Source organism: Sphingobacterium populi (assembly GCF_001586775.1).
Classification (GTDB): Bacteria; Bacteroidota; Bacteroidia; order Sphingobacteriales; family Sphingobacteriaceae; genus Sphingobacterium; species Sphingobacterium populi.
Genome location: NZ_LQXS01000003.1, coordinates 40,876 through 56,374 on the forward strand (window position 1 = coordinate 40,876; position 15,499 = coordinate 56,374).

Annotated in this window: 13 protein-coding genes and 1 pseudogene; 8 read left to right on the forward strand and 6 right to left on the reverse strand. The window is 39.4% G+C overall.

Annotated features, from left to right (window positions below):
* The first annotated feature begins 115 nt into the window (after positions 1–115).
* A complete protein-coding gene (locus A0125_RS07890; protein WP_066754383.1) occupies positions 116–1,126 on the forward strand; it encodes a Stealth CR1 domain-containing protein in 1,011 nt (336 codons plus the stop codon).
* Positions 1,127–1,142: 16 nt separating this feature from the next.
* Entirely contained in the window at positions 1,143–1,925 is a 783-nt protein-coding gene (locus A0125_RS07895) for a glycosyltransferase family 2 protein (RefSeq protein ID WP_066754384.1), read from the forward strand.
* A 4-nt stretch (positions 1,926–1,929) separates the two neighbouring features.
* Here A0125_RS07895 and A0125_RS07900 read toward each other — a convergent pair whose 3' ends face one another.
* Together A0125_RS07900 and A0125_RS07905 are read right to left on the reverse strand one after the other, a co-directional pair.
* Positions 1,930–2,856 carry a glycosyltransferase family 32 protein gene (locus tag A0125_RS07900; protein ID WP_066754388.1) on the reverse strand — a complete coding sequence of 309 codons (927 nt, stop codon included), beginning with the start codon at positions 2,854–2,856 and terminating at the stop codon, positions 1,930–1,932.
* Positions 2,857–2,875: 19 nt separating this feature from the next.
* A complete protein-coding gene (locus tag A0125_RS07905) occupies positions 2,876–3,805 on the reverse strand; it encodes a glycosyltransferase family 2 protein (protein ID WP_066754390.1) in 930 nt (309 codons plus the stop codon).
* A gap of 387 nt (positions 3,806–4,192) precedes the next feature.
* Here A0125_RS07905 and A0125_RS16120 point away from each other — a divergent pair.
* From A0125_RS16120 to A0125_RS07940, 6 genes and pseudogenes are all read left to right on the forward strand, one after another.
* Positions 4,193–5,112, forward strand: a pseudogene (locus A0125_RS16120) (capsular polysaccharide synthesis protein).
* A gap of 56 nt (positions 5,113–5,168) precedes the next feature.
* Positions 5,169–6,038, forward strand: coding sequence for a glycosyltransferase family 2 protein (locus tag A0125_RS07920; protein ID WP_066754397.1), 870 nt, complete (start codon positions 5,169–5,171; stop codon positions 6,036–6,038).
* Between the two features lie 194 nt (positions 6,039–6,232).
* Positions 6,233–7,105 carry a family 6 glucosyltransferase gene (locus A0125_RS07925; RefSeq protein WP_066754400.1) on the forward strand — a complete coding sequence of 291 codons (873 nt, stop codon included), beginning with the start codon at positions 6,233–6,235 and terminating at the stop codon, positions 7,103–7,105.
* Positions 7,102–7,962, forward strand: coding sequence for an alpha-1,2-fucosyltransferase (locus A0125_RS07930; RefSeq protein ID WP_066754402.1), 861 nt, complete (start codon positions 7,102–7,104; stop codon positions 7,960–7,962). The genes A0125_RS07925 and A0125_RS07930 overlap by 4 nt, the downstream gene beginning before the upstream one ends.
* Positions 7,963–7,971: 9 nt before the next feature.
* The gene (locus A0125_RS07935) at positions 7,972–8,799 is read left to right on the forward strand and encodes a glycosyltransferase family 2 protein (protein WP_066754404.1); all 828 of its coding nucleotides are present in this window, start codon (positions 7,972–7,974) and stop codon (positions 8,797–8,799) included.
* A 78-nt stretch (positions 8,800–8,877) separates the two neighbouring features.
* On the forward strand, positions 8,878–10,734 hold the full coding sequence (locus A0125_RS07940) for a glycosyltransferase (protein ID WP_082784965.1): 1,857 nt from the start codon (positions 8,878–8,880) through the stop codon (positions 10,732–10,734).
* A 5-nt stretch (positions 10,735–10,739) separates the two neighbouring features.
* Here A0125_RS07940 and A0125_RS07945 read toward each other — a convergent pair whose 3' ends face one another.
* The 4 genes from A0125_RS07945 to A0125_RS07960 form a co-directional block, all read right to left on the reverse strand.
* Positions 10,740–11,480, reverse strand: a complete 741-nt coding sequence (locus A0125_RS07945; protein WP_066754410.1) for a LytR/AlgR family response regulator transcription factor — start codon at positions 11,478–11,480, stop codon at positions 10,740–10,742.
* 4 nt (positions 11,481–11,484) lie between these two features.
* Complete coding sequence (locus tag A0125_RS07950) at positions 11,485–12,504, reverse strand: sensor histidine kinase (RefSeq protein ID WP_156472481.1); 1,020 nt, start codon at positions 12,502–12,504, stop codon at positions 11,485–11,487.
* A 16-nt stretch (positions 12,505–12,520) separates the two neighbouring features.
* Positions 12,521–13,138, reverse strand: coding sequence for a hypothetical protein (locus A0125_RS07955; RefSeq protein ID WP_066754413.1), 618 nt, complete (start codon positions 13,136–13,138; stop codon positions 12,521–12,523).
* Between the two features lie 119 nt (positions 13,139–13,257).
* The gene (locus A0125_RS07960; RefSeq protein WP_066754415.1) at positions 13,258–15,420 is read right to left on the reverse strand and encodes a TonB-dependent receptor; all 2,163 of its coding nucleotides are present in this window, start codon (positions 15,418–15,420) and stop codon (positions 13,258–13,260) included.
* Positions 15,421–15,499 lie beyond the last annotated feature (79 nt).

Here is a 15,499-nt window from a genome sequence, read left to right on the forward strand (position 1 = left end):
TCACGACATGTTGGTGAGAAACGAATATAGGCATAATTTCTAGGCCTTAGAATACATTTGAAGGAAAATATCTATCTTTACAGACTCCAAAAAAAGTGAAAGACAGGAGCGCGCTATGGACATAGATTTTGTGATCACCTGGGTCGATATGAACGACCCAATCTGGCAAGAAAGCTTTGCCAAACATTCAGGAAAGATCAACAATGCGAAGAATGAGGTTTCGGAAGCGCGTTTTCGAGACCATGGACTTTTAAAATATTGGTTTCGCGGCGTCGAAAAATTTGCTCCATGGGTACGTAAAATTCATTTTGTGACCTGCGGACAAAAGCCAGATTGGCTCGATGCCAATCATCCTAAGCTGAACCTTGTGCATCACGAAGATTATATTCCGCAACAGTTTCTGCCATTATTCAATTCGAGCGTTTTAGAGGTGCATCTACATCGCATCCCTGATCTCGCAGAGCAATTTGTGTATTTTAACGACGATTTTTTCATTATCAACAATTTAAAGCCTAATCGCTTCTTTACTGAAAACGGACTTCCGCAGGATATTGCCGCTTTCCGTATGAATATGGGTATGTCTTTGTGGAGCAAGTGTTTGAAAAATAATATCCGACTGATCAATCAGCGCTTTGACAAGCCATCGGTGATGAAGCGCGATCACGAGAAATGGTACAATCCGATCTATGGTAGCAAAGCAAGATTGACCTATCTTTTATCTTGGTACCACAAATTCATTACGCTGCGCACGCCGCACAATGCGCAACCCTATACGAAAACAACTTTCAACGAGGTTTGGAATTACGCAGAAGCAGAATTGATGGAAATGTCTAAACATAAATTTCGTTCTCCTGACGACTTCACGCAAGAGCTTTTCAGAACTTGGCAGATCTGCCAAAGTAACTTCGAAGCATACAATACGTACCAAGATACCAAAATGTTTCCCTTATTGTTCCGCGCCAAAAAAGCGATCAAGGCTATTCGAGAGCAAGCTTACTCCTTGGTATGTATCAATGACAATGAGCATATGCCCAACTTCGATCAGACGATGATGGAAATCGAAAAATCATTCCAAAGTATTCTACCGCAGCCGTCGCAGTTTGAGCTGGCTGACCGTTTATCATAATTTAGCTTATCCTTTTATGACGCAAGGGCCTTTGATTTCTGTTGTTATCCCCGTTTATAACGGGGAGCAGTATGTCAAATCGTGTTTGGACAATATGTTTGCTCAGAGCTACCAAAATCTGGAGATTATTGTAGTAGATGATGGTTCATCCGATCGATCTGGTCAGATTGCGTTGCAGTACCCGGTAAAACTGATTCGCTTGGATGAGAACCGAGGTTTGTCAGCAGCGAGAAATACAGGCATTGATGCTGCCTCGGGTACATACATTCATTTTATGGATGTCGATGATTCGATTAATCTTGAATATTATCAACAGATGGCCGATGCGGTCGTGTCTACTCAAGCAGATATTGCATGCGGAGGGATGTTTAATGAGAAGCATAGCTATAAAACTTGGCGTTTTAAAAAACAAAAAGTATATCATACCGCTCAGGAAAAGTTAAAAGCAACCTTTGTTGGTAAATGGGGTTATGTTTGGCGTTATCTATTCCGTTTGGATTTTATCAAAGAGCAAGGTTTACGTTTTGAAGAAGGGCGTTTTATTGAAGATCTGACTTTTTCTCTTCCAGCAGTTTACTACGCGCAGAGTGTCGTGGTAGTTCCGGGTACGGAGTACATCTACTACCATCGAGAGAATTCTATCATGAACAAAAAAGATAAAGCACATCGAGAGAAGAGAAGGTTGGATTGGTCGCACGCCAAAGCGTTTCGAAAAGAATTTGCGCTCAAGCATAACCTTAAAATACCGGGAATAGATACTGGAAGATTTGCTTATTTGTTGCGAAAGGTTTTTCGGTAGGTTATTATGACTGTTTTTTTAAGATAAGATCTCCCATCCAAGAACCTTCTTTATACATGCCTCTTCTGATATAAAAGTCTAGTCTTCTTCGCGCATAGCGAATGAGTTTCACGGTTTTGGGTTTCGGATCGGGAGTTTTATTTAAGAGTAATATTTCTGCCATCTCCACTTCCCCCCACTTTTTTTTAACTCCAAGAGAGTAAAGGAAGAAGTCATCTTCTGCTCTTATTATGCTTAGCCGAAAATTTTGATCTCTGCGCATTAATACCTGAGCAGTAAGGTAGACTGGATAATAGTCAAGATCTAACGGAAATTCTGCGATATCAAAGTTGCCAAATTTTTTCATGTACTCAATTGAAGAGTGCTCTGATAAACATTTTTCGAATTCGGCCAACCATTCTTTGATAAATCTTGAGCCTTTAATAGCACCAATAAAAGAACTTTCTAGCATAGGATGTTGTTTGCTAGTAGTATTCTCATCGGTATAATATAGGACGGCTTCAGATCCATCCTGCTGTTGTAGCGCGCTCACCCAATCTAGATTTTCAGACAATAGCGTGCTAGCGTCTAAGTAGAATCCGCCATGTTCTGCCAATAGTTTGAGTCGAATCAGATCCGAACTCAGTGCTGGAGATTTTAAAATTTCCAGAGGAAAGTTAGGCAGATACTCCGATAAAGTTTCTTGATTTAAAACTAGAACGGCATAGTCGGGATGTAGTCTTTTAATCTCCGCTAAGCAAATCTCCACGGTTGGAGAATCAATCGGGTGGTTATTCCAATAAATCCATATTTTTCTCGGGATTTGCTTTGATTGATAAACACTTTTATCAGCCACCCCCCATGTTTTTGTATATACATCCCTTAATTCAGGAGTTCCTGATCTTAGCGATGGCCACCAATACCTCGCCCAATGTTTTAACTTCATTTTCATAATGAATGCTTCTTTTAAATCATCTATTGGTAGAAGAGAAAATCAAATTTTTGACCACACGTACTACTAGCCGCATATTATATGCTGGCGGGAAATCAGATCTAAAAAAAGCAAATGTTGATCCAGTGACAGTTGAATATTTATCTGCCCACTCGGTAATCATCCATCTATGTTTTTTTCTATTCCAAGCTAATTTATAGCGACATCTTAGGTAATTAATGACTTTCAAATATTCGTTAATACGTCGAGTCTCTAAAGCTGGATTCTGAAGACTTCTGGTCGTTGAGGCATGTTTGCGGAAATTGTTTAACCGCTTGGCAGTATATAAAACATCACCTTTCTCCATCAACCGAATCCAAAATAACCAATCGCCAGCGAAATGCATGGACTCTATTTCATTAAACACCAGCATGTCCACCTTACTCTTTTGAAATACAGCAGCGCTAGCATTAGGTATTGAGCATTTAAAATACATTTCATTTCTGATTTCATCGGATCCATTTGAGATGAAGTCTTGGTCCCAATTTCGCTTACTGCTTCCCACTGCCCATGCTTCCTTTTCAATGAATACTCCCTTCTCATCAATAACATTCGATCCACAATAAGAAATGACAGCTTTAGGGTGTGTCTTAATCCGCTCAATTAGAGTTTTAAGAAAATCTGGGTCTGCTACATCATCGCTTTCCGCTATCCATATCAATTCGCCTTTCGCAAGCAAGAGTCCTTTCTTCCATTGTTTAAAGGTAGATCCTGAATTTTTCTCATTATATATAATATGGCTAACTTTTGGATGATCTTTATACCGATCAATTACCAGCCGGCTACCATCGGATGAAGCGTCATCTAATATGATGAGCTCAAAGTCCAAGTAGCTTTGATTCAAAACTGAGTTGATTCTCTGTTCTAAAAACTTAGCATGATTGAAGTTCGGAATAATGATAGATACCAAGAATACTAATTATAACAAGTGTAAAAATAATAAAATAGTTTAAGTCCGGTTTTTATTACTCATGACAATTACACTACATGTAATGTTTTGTGTAATTGACTAAATTTTAAATTCATTATTGAATGACGAACATTTATAATACGGTTCTCCTCTATAATATGCTACAAGTTACGACATTGCTATTTAGCGTTAAAATAACTTACCGTCTAGGGTAGTACAGGAATGATTATGTAACAAGTGTTGCATGCAAACCAGTATAATGCTTGCCGATACGTTATCGTTTACAGCACTTTCGTAACTTTGAATTGAAAAGCTAGTAGCATTACGTCCAAACATTATGAACGGTCTCTGTTGTGGTGGCTGTAATGATGCAAAAATAGAAAATCAATGAAGATTGTAATAAAATTCATCTCTGATAAAATTTGGTTTCCCATCAGGAATAGTATTGTGAGGCGTAGGCATGCAAAAGTAGCAAAGTTTTGGAAGCAAGAAATCAAAAAATATCTCGAAAAGGAAGATGCTGATCTAGTCAATTTAATACCTTTAAAACGGTTTGATAAACCGATTCTTTGGCAATATTGGAATGAAGATCTACCCTACGAAGATTTGCCACCTATTGTTCAACGGTGTTTTGATTCTGTTGACAAATATGCTACAGAGCACGAAGTTATAAGATTACATGATGGCAATGTCGCAGAATACGTTACGCTTCCAAATTTTATTTGGAAACACAATGGAGAATGCAAATTTCCAGTAGTTTTTTTTCGGATTTATTGCGTTTAGCTTTGTTGCATACCTATGGGGGAGTATGGCTGGATGCCACTGTTTTGCTAACTAAGCCGCTCACAAAAGATTACATCAATCTGGATCATTTCGTCTTTCAGCGTGATCCCGAAGAATCTGACAAAGCGTTTTGGGAGGGACCTCATACGGCCTATTGGAGTTGGAATCCAGGTTATCGCGTCAAGATGCTGAACAGCATCATCTTTGCAAAAAAAGATAGTGTAATGATCCAAACCATGCTTTCTTTAATGTTGCATTATTGGCAAACACAAAATAAGATTATTGATTACTTCTTTTTTCAGATCCTATACGATGAGTTAATCAATGGGAAAATGAACCACGTAAAACCTCCTATTGTGTCTGATATTTTACCGCATATCTTGCGGGTGCTGGTTTATGGAGATTCATACCCTATTTCCACTAAAGAGCTTTTTAATAAAGTTGGAATGCACAAACTTACTTACATCGACCCGGAGAAGATAGCGAGGTTGGATAAGATTTTAACGGATTCCAGAAATTTTTAAATCGATCTAATTGTTACCTTTAGTGGTCTTTAAAAATAATACTGAATAAAAAATCTATGTCACCAGTCTTTTCGATTATAATTCCTTGTTACAATCAAGCCGCTTTTTTGGAAGATGCGATACAATCATTAATATATCAAGCTTTAGAAAGCTGGGAGTGTCTCATTATCGATGATGGGTCGCCAGATGATACAGCTAGAATTGCTCAAAAATGGGTTGAAAGAGATAGTAGAATCAAACTTTTCAGAAAGGAAAATGGCGGGTTAAGTAGCGCACGTAATTTAGGATTGAAATATGCTGTTGGAAAGTACATCCAATTTTTAGATTGTGATGATATCCTCAAACCAGAAAAGCTTGAGTTTGCTTATACTGAGCATAAACAAGGCATGCAATTAGTCGTTTCAAATTTCGAACTATTGAAAAATCAAATAGTACAAAAAGTTAAACATAATCTCGGACAGCAGTACTTGTCATATGACAGCATTTTGGTTGAATGGGATGACACTTTTAACATACCTATTCATTGTGCAACATTTAGTCGGGATATCATTGAAAATCTAAAATTCGACGAGAACGTGGGTGCTGGTGAGGATTGGATGTTTTGGCTTCAAGTATTTAAACGATCTCCGAGATCGAAATATATTGACAAATTTTTGGTCTACTATAGAATACATTCTAGTAGCATCACAGCAGATATGAATTTGATGGTTCAACAAAAACTTGCGACAGCTTTAATTATCTATAATTCACTTGACGCGCATTACAGAGAAATCTTTTTTAAACGATTCGCTTTAGAAGCTTTGAATCGTAGAGAAACTCTGTATGAATCATATAGAAAAAACGATAGATCAATACGGAAGAAGATTAAAAATACGTTTAGAGGTTTTTTTAGGCCAAGGCTTAAGATTGAAAATTGGAATAGATGAAGTTATTTGAACTATTAGAAACAGCATAAAAAGATGAAACGATCCAGATTTTAGTCTGTAATGTCGACATGAAATCAGAAAAGATTTTACTCCTTTTTATTGATAGCAGTTTAATCATAGCGTGCTTGTATCGTATTGGTAAGAAGATGCGTACTAAATATGACAGGCTTTTTTGCTATTATTCACTTTAGCAAGTGAATAATAGCAAAAAAGTTGGTCGCGATAAAAGTATAGAAAGTATAAAAATGAAAATAGGAATTCTATATATATGTACGGGGAAGTATGTTAGCTTTTGGGATGGATTTTATGAATCCTCGCAAAAGTATTTCATGGTTGATCCCGATTTGGAAAAGCATTATTTTGTTTTTACCGATTCACAGGACATCAAGGCCAGTCCCTTTATCCACACTTATTTTAAAACTTCCGAAGGTTTTCCTGCGGATTCGATTGGTAGGTTCGATATGTTTCTATCGATAGAAGAAGATTTGAAATCTATGGATTTTGTATTTTTCTTTAATTCCAATATGCTCTTTTTAGATCATGTTGGTCGCGAAATATTGCCTTTGGATAATCAGTCGGGTCTTACGGGAACATTACATCCAGGTTACTACAATGTATCTAAAGAAAAGTTTCCTTACGAGCGAGACCCAAGGTCCACAGCCTATATTCCGAACATTGAAGGTGTAAAATATCATTATTTCATGGGTGGGCTAAATGGCGGTCGGACGACAAATTTTATGACGTTATGTAGAGATTGTAGCGCCAATATCAAGTTAGATGAGAAAAATAATATCATTGCATGTTTTCACGATGAGTCACATATTAATGCCTATTTTCTTCAAAAGGACGTTTTGATAATGCCCTCCAGTTATGGCTTTCCAGAAGGTCTAGAATTCCCTTTCGCTGTAAAAATCTTAATACGAGATAAGGTGAAACACTACGGTGAAGATTTCCGTAAGGAATACGCTAATCCATTTTTACTACCTTCTCCTTTCAAACGAAAAGGCCTGTGGGGCAGATTTGTTTCAAGTCTTCAAAAAAATCACCAAAAACTCTTCAATAAATGATTGCGGTAAAATTGCAAGGAGGATTGGGCAATCAGCTGTTTCAGTATGCTACGGCATATGCGCAAATGCCTAATGTATATATAGATTTCGATTTTTTAGCATCACAGGAGCCCACATCCGACACGTTTACTCAAAGATCGTTTGAGCTTAAACTGTTTCCAAAAATAAAGTTCAAGGAGCTCGAACGATCAGATAGAAAGTTTTTCTTATCACGAGGTTTTTTTCATAAAATTAGTAGAAAGCTACGGGAGGCAGTTATTGTGAGGCAAGAAGGTAATGAATTTGTGCACATTCCAGATGCGAGGCATATATACTTAGATGGTTTTTTTCAGTCGGAAAAATATTTCCTCAATGATAGGCAGAAGCTTCTGGAGATCTATCAGTTTCCTGAACTGGATGCGATAAATCAGAATTTAAAAAAACAGATCCTGGACGATGGTTTTCATAGCGGATCGATACATATTCGGCGAGGCGATTATATGAAACCTCATATTGCGAATTACCACGGCTTGCTACCACAGGATTATTATCAAAAAGCCTTAGATATTTTACACGCAAAAGTCCCAAATTTACGGCTATATATTTTTTCTGACGACGTTTCGTTTGCCCAAACTCAATTTAAGAGTTTTAGCAATGCAGTTATCGTTGAAGGAAATGATCATGAAGCGTGGAAAGACATGGCACTGATGTCGTGCTGTACACATCATATCATTGCCAATAGCTCTTTTAGTTGGTGGGGAGCTTGGCTATCTACGCAAGAAGGAGGAATCAATATTGCGCCAAAAGAGTGGTTCAATGCGCAAGTTGTAGACTTTGATATCGATCATATAGTTCCTCAAAATTGGATTAAAGTTTAAGCAGATAGAATGCCCAAAATAAGTTTACTGATATCGAATTTTAACAACGGTCAATATTTTAAGGATTGCTTCAAGAGCTTGGTATCTCAGACTGAGGAAGACTGGGAAGCGATCATAATCGACGATTGCTCTACGGATGATTCAATTAGCCAAATCGAAGTGTGTATTGGAGTCGACGCTCGTTTTAGATTCTACAAGAACGAGCGAAATATGGGTTACCAACGAAGCACAATAAGAGCAATTGAATTATCGGAAGCGCCGATATTAGCTAGGTTGGATCCAGACGACGCACTCCGTCCCACTGCGTTGGAGAAGACATTGCAAGTCCATGCCGAAAATGAAAGTGTTGGTTTGGTGTACAGTAATTTCACCTGGTGTGATGCCAATTTGGTTTCGATTCGGGATCATCAAGCAGTACAGATCGATACGCCGTACGAAGAAGCATATTATAATTTCAAAGGCGAAATCTCTCATTTTGCCGCCTTCAAGAAAATTTTTTATAAACAAACCTCAGGCATAGATCCTTTTATCAAGCGGGCAGAAGATAAAGATCTTTACATGAAATTATGTGAAGTTGCTCCTGTTAAACATATCAACGAATCTTTGTATTTGTACCGAATACACGAAATGGGTATGTCTACAAATGTGAATGTGGACCGTGCTTTTTACTGGCATTGGGTGGCGCTGGTAAAAATGTCTGAAAGAACGGGTACCAATTTAGAAGATTTATTTTTAGCTCATTTCACCCGAAAAGATCTAGTAAAACGTGTTAAAAAATCGCGATGGGCTAAATTAGGACATTGTTTAGGGCTTTTTAAGACATACAAAGACCTTTAGATAGATCATTTTAATGCTACTATCTCAAATCCAAGGTAAATATATGTAAGTGAAAGTGTATTTAATTATTTTCTTAAAATGCCATTAGTTACAGTTTTTATTACAGCATATAATAGCGCACGGTATATTGATCAGGCTATACAAAGCGTTTTGTGCCAAACGATGCAAGACCTCGAAGTGATTGTCGTCGATGACGGATCTACTGACAATACCCAAGCAGTTCTTTCCGAAATTAATGATTCGCGGCTTCGGGTACTCACCAATACTACAAACCAAGGGATTGTATATAGTAGAAATTTGGCATTGACGGAAGCGCGAGGAGATTTTTTGGCAGTACTAGATAGCGACGATTTAGCGCTTCCCGACCGATTGCAAAGACAGTTGAATGCTTTTAAAGATCGGGACAATTTAGCCCTGTTGGGAGGTCGTGCGTATGTTATCGACGATCTGGGTAATTTGCGAGGAGAAATTCCTCATAGTCCATCAGGTTCAGATCGGAATAAAGCTGCTCTATTTTTTGAAAATCCATTTGTACACTCCAGTGTCATGATGCGGATGTCGATCTTTCGCGAAGTTGGCGGTTATCCCGTTTTGAAGTATCCAGTTGTAGAAGATCTTGCCCTATACATTGAAATTGCAAAAAAGTATGAGGTCGATAATCTTGATGAATTTATTTGCCAATATCGCAGGCATGATAGTAATATCACGAAGACTGGCTTGTTGAAGGTCTTGTCTATGATGCACCACGTAAAGCAGGATCAACTTATCCATTTGGGCATGCAGGGGACGGAGGATGAATCTGAGATGCTGATAAACTATTATCAACCTAATACTTTTGATGTTCAGGAATATTTGGGATTCTTGTCAAAACTCATTTTACACAATCGTGAATACAAGACGTATAACCCAACTTATTATGATAAAGCAATTCACCAAATATGGTATGATGTCGTAATGAACAAATCGCGACATAAGGCCCTATCTCTGCTTTTTAAGTTGCCTTATAACCGAAGGAGTTATTATTCCTTTTCCCAATTGCGTAAAGCATTCAAACGATCAGTGCTGCCAACAGCCATAAATAAAGACAAAGTAGTGAAAATAATGGGCAACCTTGGCGATCAAATGTTTCAATATGTTTTTCTGCTAGCGCTTAAGCAGCAAGGACATACAGTAAAAGCTGACCTTGACAATTTGATGATTAACTCAGCGCAAAATCCATGTGTGTTGGAGCATGTTTTTTCCATCAGACCAGAATACATTACTGATGAGAAGCGCAAACTTTTTCTTAAACAGGAAGGTGAAAGTATTTACTGGAAAATGAAAAGACAAATACTCGGTACTAGGAAAGCTTTTAAAATCGACCAGCCCCCATTTTCTTTTCATGCTTACTACCTGACCTATCCCTCTGCGGCATATTATTCAGGATATTGGCAGCATCTGGACTACATGAAGTTTGTAAAAGATGAGGTTAAAAACCTCTTTAAGTTTCCCGTGTTGAAAGAAGAGCACCATCAAAATATTGCTCAAATTATCTCGAAAAGCGAAAGTATTGCTGTGTATGTCAATCGCAAGAACATAGATCCACACTTGGCTGATGTTTGTGACCTAAATTATTACCTTAGGAGTATTTCTTACATCGAGAAATATGTTGAAAATCCTGTCTTTTATTTTTTCTCTGATGACATTTCTTGGTGCAAGGAACATTTTTCATATTTGGAAGCTCACTTTTTTGAGCTTAATCAAGGCAATGATAGCTATGTTGATATGCAGTTGATGAGTTTGTGTAATCACCAAATCATCGCTAACAATACGCTTAGCTGGTGGGCAGCTTGGTTGAATACTTATCTTAGTAAAGTCGTTTTGGCGCCTAAAAATTGGGCAAATGATGCTGGTGTAAATACCTCTGGTTTAACCAAATTTTTTGTTACCATATAATTAGCTCACCCCAACCAATCCTTAAACGCCCCGACCCGCTCTCGGCTAACGATAAGATCCGAATTCGATAAGTTTAGCAAGCTCACTTTCAAACGGGAATTGGAGTGGATCGCAATATCTTGAATGCAATATAGCTGAACAATATGGCTGCGGTTGATCCGAAAGAAATCTCTAGGATTTAGCATGGAGGATAATTGATCGAGTGTATAGTCGATCAAGTAATCGTGTTCATCGATAGTGCGCAGGAAAGTGCCACCGTGTGCACTGTAGAAACATGCAATATTTTTCGCTTCTACTGGGCGCAATAGCTGTCCAATCTTGACGGTGAAGCGATCTTTATATGTCGAATGATTCGCTGTTAGTAGGTTTCGGATTTCGGCAAAATCATAAACAGTCGATGTGCGCGACAAGTACTTGTCAATCGCATTAGTCAGTTCCTCTTCGATAATAGGCTTGAGTAGATAGTCCACGCTGTTTTCCTTGAAAGCGCGGAGTGTGTACGCATCAAAGGCCGTGGTAAAGATAATGGCCGAGGGAATGTCGCGCTTTTCTAATAAATCGAAAGCCGTGCCGTCCGATAATTGGATGTCCATGAAAATCAGATCTGGAACTTTGTTGCTAGCCAACCATGAATCGGCCTCTGCCACAGAATGTACCATGCTTATGTAATGATATCCAGCGTTTTCCAGTTTGCGTTGTAAGAGGCGTGCCGCTAATTTTTCGTCTTCAACTATTAGAAAATGCATGAGATTAAATCTTTGTTATTAATGGAAGTGCTACTCGGAATATTTGTTCATTTTCTTCTATTCGAACCGACTTATCTGTCAGATTTCGATACCGTTCGGTGATGATCGACAAGCCTAGCTTGTTGGATTCAACGAAAGAATTGCGCGGTTGCAGATTATTCTCTACCACCAAATAATCCGAATTGCTGAAGATCTTAATGTGCAGTGGGCGAGCTTCCGAAGCTTCGTTATGCTTTACCGCATTCTCCAATAACAATTGCAGACACAGCGGCACCACAAACTTCTGCTCTTGTTCCAATCCGGCTGCTATTTCGTAGGTCAATGCGCCTTCAAAACGGATCTGCAAAAGATATAGAAAATCTTTGCCCGTTGCCAATTCTTCTCGTAATGGCACCAAATCCTTGTCTTTTTGACTCAACATACTCCGATAAATAGCCGATAAGCTATTCGTATAGCGAAAAGCCTTCGCTGCATCTTCCTCAATTAGGCCACTCAGGACATTTAAGCTGTTAAATAAGAAATGTGGATCAATCTGGTTTTTAAGATGAATAAATTTTGTTTCCGAAAGACTCGACTTTGCTTTTTCTGTCGTGATCTGTGCATCCTTCAATGCCTTTAATGCATTGAAAGCATAAAAAATGCCGCCAGTAACTAATGCGATGGCTGCACTTAATAGATAAAACTGCAACGATTCTTCCTGCAAGAATGCCACAGGTCGATAGTTCGATTCGCGCCCGAAAATTAAAAAACGAATGAGGAAAAGTACTACAGCAGTAACAACCGGACTTGCACAGAGATACACAAAGAAACGATGCCATCTCTTTTCAAGGTACCTTTGCAGTGCTATCGCAAAATTTTTATTGATTAAGTACAATGATGTACTCAGGAATAGAGTGAATGCTAACCATTCTATCGGAATGCTGGAGATATTGCATCCGCATTCCTGCATCGAAATAATCAGCATAATCACCAATCCGAAGAGTAATGATATCAATAGATCGGGAACTAATTTTCGGGCGTTCACAGTAGGTTTTTGTAATCTAAGGTTGTTTTTGAATCATTGCTTCGGCTCTGTCTCTGCCCCAAGTTGGGTAGAAAAGCTCTCTGTGCTGATCGTTCTCGTATAAAGATAAGGCTTTCTGCAAGTCTTTATACTCTTTGTCGCTGTTGCCACCCATAAACTTTTTGGTTTGTATCTGAAATTCCGCTAATCCAGCGATCGCTCTGGGATTTTCAGAGTCAGCTTTCACCGCTTGCTGATAGGTGTTGATGATCTTCGGAGATAATTTCTGTCCTAAATTCATCGGATCGGCCGCCAATTCCGACGTGAGCGCTAAGGCTTCTAGTACCAGCCATTCCGATGAAGCACCAACAGTCCTTTTTTGCGTGATAATGGTATTCCCTCGTTGTAGTAATTGCGTTCTTTGTGTGGCATCTTCGACACGGAATGATTCTGTAATCAGGATCAGCGCTTGATAATAGGCCGGAAGCCATTGTGTTTTTTCTGCTGCCGCAATACGTTCTAATTTTGCGGCAGCTTCTGTGCTGTTGCCTGCTTCCCAAAGTTGCAATGCTTCGCTCATGGCTTTTTCATAAGCAGTTTGTGCAAAGCTGCCATAGCTGTAAAAAGTGAACAGGATAATAAATAGTGCTTTCATGTTTTGTGACTGATTAAGGTTTCATTTATTTGTTATCGAAAATTAGGGACACTTTTCGCGATGGCGAAAATTATCGTAATGAACTGTCGAATTCTTGGGATGAGTTGTAAAATTGAACGTTACAAATTGTCCAATTGGTTGTCTTTTTTGTTTCGGCTGATTGTCCAGAAGAATCCGACAAAGACAAATCTTTTGGCAGTAGGCATCATCGCTTGCCGATCGAAGATGCCAGCGGTATTTCTGTTTTGTGCGTATTGATAACCGTATATGGGCTCATTTCCCAATACATTAGATACCGCGATGTGAATAATCTTCTGCGGCGTTATCAAATACGACCAATTTATGGATAAGGTATTAATCGGTTTGGTAAATTCTTGAACATAACCAGTTTGGTTCGGGTCGTGATACGGGCGGCCAGCGGTGATTGCGTTCGTGATGCCAACTTGAGATCGTATGGAACTGATCCAGTATTTCGCGACCAGCGAGCCGTAATGCTCGGCGACATAAGGTGGTTGTACCGCGAACGCATAATCTCGTTCCCACTTGCGGGCATGTGTCCAAGAATAAGAAATCCAATATTGCAAATTCCGAATAGAAAGGTTGTCTCGCCAAAATACATCGAGTCCATTAACAGAGCCATTTCCATCTGTGTTATATGCTTGAGCAATGTTGGGATCTGCGCGCTCGAAACGCACGAGTTGCGCGTACGATTTGTGAAATAGTTCCAGTCGAAGCTGTTTGCCCACAGCGGCGTAGCTGTATTGTAATATGAGATGATTCGCCTTTTGCCAAGGAAGGTCGGGTTGGAATTTTTGTACTTCTTCGGTTGGTTGCTGATGAAAAATGCCGTACGATAAGGATGCGGTTTGTTGTTTATCCAACTGAAAACTTAATGCGGCGCGCGGGTCAAAAAAAGATACCGCTTGCGTATTAAGTGTGTAGCGCATTCCCGCGTCCAGATACCATTTCGGGAATATTCGATAAGACAGTTCACCATACCCAGCTGCTAGGTGATTGGTAAAGCCATATTTTGGTGTGGTGAATGATCCAAAGGAAACCTTCTCGAGATAGTTTTGGAAAAAGTAATCTAGGCCAAAGAAATAGCGGAAGGTATTGTTTACGGACTTAGACCATTTGTTTTTGATGTGTAAATCGGTTGTTTTATTAGGGATCTGTAATGTGTCCACGGTCGAGGTTCGTTGCATGTATCCTGCGCCAAGGCCAAGATCCCATTTCCAGTTGTTGGGCAAATAACGCGTATAGCTCGCGTTCGTATAAAGATTATTGGATTGTACATGGATTTCCACATCGCGGCCAAAATCGACTTGGTAATCTCGAAAACCGACTCTTTCTCCGGCAAAAGAAGCATATACATTAAGCGCATGCTTTTCGGAACGCTGCCGAACGACAGCTTCGCCACTCCATTGCTCATAAGGATGCGTCCAATCAATATTTTGCGAGAATACTTTCGTAAATGGCTTTAGGGAAATATAGTTTGTATTGATGCTGACAGATGTTTTTCCCTTTCGGCTGGTGTGTCCTGCCGCCAGTCCCAAGGCGGATACAGAAAGATCTGTTTTGGCATCTTCGGGTTCTGGAGATGTCTTGAGGTTTAGGATGCTGGAAAGCGCATTGCCAAATTCGGCAGAATAAGCTCCTGTAGAAAAGTTTGTGCCTTGAAATAGCATAGGAGAGAAGCGCCCGCGTACTGGCAGATTATTCCCGGATATCGTATAAGGTTGTCCAACGCGAATGCCATTGATATAGGTTTGTGTTTCATGCGGATCGCCACCTCGTACCATTAATCGTCCATTTTCGCCAGCTACTTGCGCTCCGGGCAAGGTTTGCAAAGCGGCAATAATATTGCCCATGCTGCCTGCTGTAGATACAATATCCAATGCACTTAGCGCTGCATTTGCTTGATTCCCAATCCGAAATTCTCCTGCTTTTACCACCACTTCTGGGATGATGTGCTGATCTTCAATTAAGGTAATAATGAGCGATTCTGATAATGGGATTTGAAGCCAAATAGATTTTGCTAGAAATCCCATAGCCGTCACCTGAAGTAAAATAGAATCCTTTTGTGAACTAGAAAAGCTAAAATGACCATTACGATCTGTAGTTGCACCATCATAGCTGCCATCAATAAAGACATTAGCGCCGGCAATACCCGCTTTTTCAGTATTCTGAACAAAACCTTGTACAATCTGGGGTGAGGTGCTTTCTTGCGAATACGCAAGAAGGGCTAGAGAAAGATAAATGAAAATAAATAAGTACCGCATAGTGCATCGTTTCGACCGAAAGTAGTCGGCGATGCGATGCGCAACAAGTAAATGTCGATGAACTGTTTATTTTACGATA

Coding starts and splice junctions, on each gene's coding strand:
- A0125_RS07900 (WP_066754388.1), bottom strand. CDS start 2,856: ATGAAAATGAAGTTAAAACATTGGGCGAGGTATTGGTGGCCATCGCTA.
- A0125_RS07935 (WP_066754404.1), top strand. CDS start 7,972: ATGCCCAAAATAAGTTTACTGATATCGAATTTTAACAACGGTCAATAT.
- A0125_RS07940 (WP_082784965.1), top strand. CDS start 8,878: ATGCCATTAGTTACAGTTTTTATTACAGCATATAATAGCGCACGGTAT.
- A0125_RS07895 (WP_066754384.1), top strand. CDS start 1,143: ATGACGCAAGGGCCTTTGATTTCTGTTGTTATCCCCGTTTATAACGGG.
- A0125_RS07955 (WP_066754413.1), bottom strand. CDS start 13,138: ATGAAAGCACTATTTATTATCCTGTTCACTTTTTACAGCTATGGCAGC.
- A0125_RS07890 (WP_066754383.1), top strand. CDS start 116: ATGGACATAGATTTTGTGATCACCTGGGTCGATATGAACGACCCAATC.
- A0125_RS07920 (WP_066754397.1), top strand. CDS start 5,169: ATGTCACCAGTCTTTTCGATTATAATTCCTTGTTACAATCAAGCCGCT.
- A0125_RS07945 (WP_066754410.1), bottom strand. CDS start 11,480: ATGCATTTTCTAATAGTTGAAGACGAAAAATTAGCGGCACGCCTCTTA.
- A0125_RS07960 (WP_066754415.1), bottom strand. CDS start 15,420: ATGCGGTACTTATTTATTTTCATTTATCTTTCTCTAGCCCTTCTTGCG.
- A0125_RS07930 (WP_066754402.1), top strand. CDS start 7,102: ATGATTGCGGTAAAATTGCAAGGAGGATTGGGCAATCAGCTGTTTCAG.